Source organism: Ideonella azotifigens (assembly GCF_006519715.1).
Classification (GTDB): Bacteria; Pseudomonadota; Gammaproteobacteria; order Burkholderiales; family Burkholderiaceae_C; genus Ideonella; species Ideonella azotifigens.
On sequence record NZ_VIDT01000418.1, the window covers coordinates 1 to 5,030 of the forward strand.

The 5,030-nt window shown below is 68.3% G+C and carries 5 protein-coding genes; 4 read left to right on the forward strand and 1 reads right to left on the reverse strand.

Translation table 11 applies throughout. The features are described from left to right. The 3 genes from FKP22_RS20820 to FKP22_RS20830 form a co-directional block, all read left to right on the forward strand. Positions 1-1,321, forward strand: a 1,321-nt coding sequence (locus FKP22_RS20820; RefSeq protein ID WP_211361495.1) for a glycosyltransferase family protein, incomplete at its 5' end; no start/stop codon positions are given. Further along, positions 1,318-2,304, forward strand: a complete 987-nt coding sequence (locus FKP22_RS20825; RefSeq protein ID WP_141289608.1) for a hypothetical protein — start codon at positions 1,318-1,320, stop codon at positions 2,302-2,304. The genes FKP22_RS20820 and FKP22_RS20825, both read left to right, overlap by 4 nt. Beyond that, on the forward strand, positions 2,301-3,464 hold the full coding sequence (locus FKP22_RS20830) for a glycosyltransferase (protein ID WP_141289609.1): 1,164 nt from the start codon (positions 2,301-2,303) through the stop codon (positions 3,462-3,464). Before FKP22_RS20825 ends, FKP22_RS20830 begins: the two co-directional genes overlap by 4 nt. Before the next feature lie 12 nt (positions 3,465-3,476). On the opposite strand, the gene FKP22_RS20835 is transcribed toward FKP22_RS20830, so the two are convergent. Beyond that, complete coding sequence (locus tag FKP22_RS20835; protein WP_141289610.1) at positions 3,477-3,776, reverse strand: antibiotic biosynthesis monooxygenase family protein; 300 nt, start codon at positions 3,774-3,776, stop codon at positions 3,477-3,479. A gap of 168 nt (positions 3,777-3,944) precedes the next feature. On the opposite strand from FKP22_RS20835, the gene FKP22_RS20840 reads away from it, so the two are divergent. Next, the coding region (locus FKP22_RS20840) for a 3-deoxy-7-phosphoheptulonate synthase (RefSeq protein ID WP_141289611.1) at positions 3,945-5,030 on the forward strand (1,086 nt) is incomplete at its 3' end.

Here is a 5,030-nt window from a genome sequence, read left to right on the forward strand (position 1 = left end):
CGCTGAAGCGAGCGTGTTGCGCGCTCGTCGCCGCCTGTACGTGTTTTCGCCGCTGCCACCGCAGCGCAACGGCCTGGCCGACTACCTGGTCGAGTACCTGGCCCTGTTGGCGCAGGACTTCGACCTGCACACCGTGACACAGGCCCGGCTTCTGCCGGACGCGCAGCAGGCGCTGGCCGCGCTGCCGATCACGGTGCTCAGCGAGGCGCAATTCCTTGCTCTTCAGCCCGACCCCGCAGCGCAGACGCTGTTCAACCTCGGCAACAACGGCGACTGCGTCTACATGCTCGATCACCTTCGCGCCTTCCCCGGCGCAGTGATCGTGCACGACGTGTCCTTGTTCTACCTGCACCAACTGGCATTGCAGCGCGCCCGGGCCGACAGCCTGTTCGGGCATTGGCTGGCGGAAGAGGGTCATGCAATTCCCGGTGAGTTCCTGCAGCGTGACGGCGCGCTGCACAGCACGCCCGGCTTGCTGTACCAGGAGTGCCTGATGCTTCGCCGAGTGGTCGGCTCCGGGCAGGGCCTGATGGTGCACACACGCTATGCCGAGCGCCGCCTGCGTGGGGCGGTTCACGGTCTGCCGCTGGGCGCCGAGCAGGGGCGCCCGTTGCTGCGCATGCCGCACTTCGTGCTGCCACCGCCAACCCTGCCGGCGGATCGTCGCGCCGAGGTGCTGGCGAAGTTCAGCGTCTCGGCGGATGCGTTCCTGATGCTGGTGCCGGGCTTTCTGACCGGCAACAAGATGCTTTACGAAGTGCTGGCTGCCTTTCGCCAGGTCCAGGCGCAGTGCCCTGGCAGCCAGCTGCTGTTGGCTGGCGAGGAGCGGGCCGATGAATACCCGGTGTCGCAGCGCATTGCCGCCTGGTGGCCCGAGGGTGATGGCCCCGAGGTCAGTGGTTACCTGGACGCAGAGGAACTCGACGTGCTGCTCGGTCGTGCGGACCTGTCCTTCGTGCTGCGCTACCCGACCTATGGCGAGTCGTCCGGCATCCTGCCGCGCGCGGCACTGGGTGGCGGGCAGGTTTTGACTGTCGACATCGGCGCCTACCCCGAGTTCCAGTCGCCTCAGGTCCGGACGGTGCCGGTGGGCGGACCCTGTGTGCCGGCACTGGTCGAAGGCATCTTGCGCGCCTTCCGCCAGTGGCAGGGTGACACCGCGGCTGCCCGCGCGAGTCGGCAAGCCGAAGAGGCCACGCGGCAACAGGCATTGGCGCCCGCGCTGCTCTACCCGGGCCTGCGCGATTGGCTGGATCAGTCGTGGCGCATGGCGCAGCCCGTGGGCGCGGCTCCTGCACCGACCGTGGGGGCCGGATCTTGAGCAGCGCTGAAGCCTGGCTGGACCTGATCGCCGCCGCATTGGTGCCCGCGGCCACCACCGCCGGGCCGGCCGTGGTCGTGCACGAGGACCACCGCTGGCTGCCGGTGCTGGAGCAGGGCCTGCCCACCACGTGGTTGCAGCCTCACCAGTCGCCGTGGGCGGACTTCCATGCCGCTGCGCATCGCCTGCCGGCGACCCGCCTTCGCCTGGGCCTGGACAAGCGCGCTGGCGAAGCGCTGGAACTGGTGCGCCGCGCAGCACTCGGCGTGCTTGTTCTGCCCCACCGTGCCGAATCGCTGCAGGCCCTTCAGCCCTTGATGGCCCAGCTTCGGTTCGATCAACCCTGGCTCGTCGCCGGCAAGGAGGACCTGCCGGCTTGGGAAAGTGTCGAGGGCGCGTCGCGTCAGTGGCTGGCCTTGCCCGCGCCCAGGGGCTGGCGGCTGCTGGTGGGCCGTCCGCTGGCGGCGGCAGGGCAGGCATTGCGGCTCGAAGCGGGCTATGAGCTGTCGCTGGCCAGGCGTTTGCTGGCGGCCTCGGCGGGCCGCGCACCGGCAGGCCTCTCTTTGCAGGCCTCGGAGTCAGGGGCATGCCCGCGCCTGCAGTTCCGCCCGGTCGCGGTGAATTGCATTGCCACGCTGGCCGAGCCCATGCTGCACCATGTGCTGGTGCAGGATCGCGCCGTGTTCGGGCCGCGCGGCGAAGCCAGCGTGGTCCTGCCCTGGGCGGGGGCGAATCGCGCACGGCTGCTGCTGCGCAATGTGCGCAGCCGCATCGACGATCTGCATGCCGCGTTTCAGGGCCTGGACCTGCCGCCGGCCGCGGTCCACTACACCGAGCACGGCGCGCTGGTGGATTTCACGTTCCCGGCGGCCAAGCCTGGCGGGCAGGCCTTGCTGCACCTGACCTTGCCCCCGACAGCCTTGCCACCTGACGACTTCTGTGACATCGGCGCCGCCGAATTCAGCCTGGAGCTGCAGCCATGACAGTGCAGCGGCCGCGTGTCCTGCTCGTGACCTTCAACCGCCTGATGCCGGCTGACCAGGGCAACTCGCGGCGCATCATGCAGCTGGTCGGCGTCTATCGCCGGCTGGGTTACGAGATCGACCTCGTCTATCACAACGAGGAGGGGCTGGACGCAGGGCTCTCGCAGGCCATGCAGGCCGAGTTCGGCCGAGTCCAGGTGCTGGCTTCGCGGGCGTCCAAGCGCATTCGCGAGGGCCATTTCGCGCTGTTGTCTGACTGGTATGACCCGGCGCTGGCGCAGGTCTGCCAGGAGATGCACCGCCTGCGCGGCTACCAGGTGGTGCACGTCAACTACGTCTGGTATGCGCCCTTGCTGAAAGGCTTCGGCTCCGAGGTCGTCAAGGTACTGGACAGCCACGACCTGTTTGCCGAGCGCAGCGAAAAATACCGTCGTGCGGGCATGAAGCCGAGCTGGTTCAGCACCACGCTGGCCGAGGAAGACAGTGCGTTCCGCATGGCGGACGCGGTGCTGGCGATCCAGCGCGGCGAGGCGCAGGAAATGGCGGCGCGTGGGCATCGTCATGTGCTGTACCTGCCTTATGTGGAAGCGCAGGTTCGCCCATTCGAGCCGCCGGCGCAGGTGCCGCGGCTGAGGCTGGGTTACGTGGGCAGTGGCAACGACTGGAATGTGCGCAGCATGCAGGCCTTTGTTGCCGCGCTGGCGCGCAAGGCGCCAGTGCTGCCGTTCCAGGTCGCTGTCGCGGGTGGCATCTGCCGCCATGTGCGCGAGATGCCGGGGCTGGTCAACATCGGCTTCGTCAAAGAGCTGGGTGGTTTCTACGACGCGATCGACCTGGCGCTGAACCCGATGGTGGGCGGCACCGGCCTGAAGATCAAGACCGTGGAGCCCTTGTCCTTCGGCAAACCGGTGCTGACAACCCCGTCCGGCGCAGAAGGCCTGGCCCACCTGTGGACGCTGCCGGTGCTGGACTCGCCCGAAGCCTTGGTGGACTACCTGTTCGACACGCTGCTACCGGACCCGGTGGGCTGCCTGACAGCGCTGCACACCCAGGCGGTGAGCAGCCGGGCCGCGCTCGACGCGGAGTACGCCCAGCAAACCGGCCGTTTCTCGCGCTGGCTGGCACAGCGCGTCAGCGCCACGGCCCTGGCCAGCGCCTAGGGCCGTTTCCGTTCAGGACTGCGTGACCAGCTCGAAGTGCTCGACCGTGGGCGGGCCGGCGAAAAACGGGCCGACGATGGCACGCCAGTCGGCGAAGGCCGGCGACTGGCGAAAGCCCACGGTGTGCGCTTCCAGCGTGTCCCAGACGATCTGCAGCACATAGCGCTCTGCACTCTCAATGCCGCGGTGAACGTTGAAGCGCTGCACGCCTTCCACCTTGCTGATCACCGTGCTGAGGGCTGTCTGGATGGCCGCTTCGAAAGCGGCCTGCTGGCCCGGATGGATGCGGATGTCCGCGAGTTCGAGGATCACGCTGAGGCTCCTGAAGTAAAAAAACAGCGAGACGGAGAAAGTCTGCTGTGACAAAAGACGAAGGCCCGTGGGCCGCTCGTTCTGGGGCCCAGTGTGCCGCGTGCCGCACGGCGCTGGGCCGGCGGGGATAATCGCAGGCTTTTCCGGCCAAGCCCACAGGAGCCCGCGTTGAACCGTCCCGATGACTGGCAGCATGATCACGAAGTGGGCGGCGATTCCTTGCTGCCCCCGCCCGCCACCCACGACACCACGCGGGTCGACGACCTGCGCATCGGCGCGGTCCGCCCGCTGATTTCGCCCGCCTTGCTGCTGGACGACATGCCGGCACCGGCTGCGGCGCAAGCGGTGGTCGAGCAGGCCCGCAACCAGCTGGCCGCGGTGCTTTCCGGCGAGGACGACAGGCTGATCGTCGTCGTCGGTCCGTGCTCCATCCACGACCACGAGCAGGCGCTGGCCTATGCACGCAAGCTGCGCGTGCTGGCCGACGAACTGGCCGGCGAGCTGAAGATCGTCATGCGCGTCTACTTCGAGAAACCGCGCACGACGGTGGGCTGGAAGGGCTACATCAACGACCCCCGGCTGGATGGCAGCTTCCGCATCAACGAAGGCCTGCGCCGCGCCCGCCAGCTGCTGCTGGACGTGGCCGCGCTGGGCCTGCCGGCAGGCACCGAGTTCCTGGACCTGCTGAGCCCGCAGTACATCGCCGACCTGGTCTCCTGGGGCGCCATTGGCGCACGCACGACGGAGAGCCAGAGCCACCGCCAGCTGGCCTCCGGGCTGTCCTGCCCGGTGGGCTTCAAGAACGGCACCGATGGTGGCGTGAAAGTCGCGTCCGACGCCATCGTTGCCGCCGCCGCGCCGCATGCCTTCATGGGCATGACCAAGATGGGCCAGGCCGCCATCTTCGAGACCCGCGGCAATGCCGATTGCCACGTCATCCTGCGCGGCGGCAAGCAGCCCAACTACGGCGCCGAGCATGTGCAGGCCGCGTGCGAAGTGCTGCGCAAGAGCGGGCTGCGCGAGCAGGTCATGATCGACTTCTCGCATGCCAACTCCGAGAAGCAGCACCGCCGGCAGATCAACGTCGGCGAGGACGTGGCCGCGCAGATCGCGGCTGGCGACCACCGCATCACCGGCGTGATGATCGAAAGCCACCTCGAAGAAGGCCGGCAGGACCTGGTCGCCGGTCAGCCACTGAAGACCGGCGTCTCCATCACCGACGCCTGCATCGGCTGGGCCGACACCGAGCCCGTG

Coding starts and splice junctions, on each gene's coding strand:
- FKP22_RS20830 (WP_141289609.1), top strand. CDS start 2,301: ATGACAGTGCAGCGGCCGCGTGTCCTGCTCGTGACCTTCAACCGCCTG.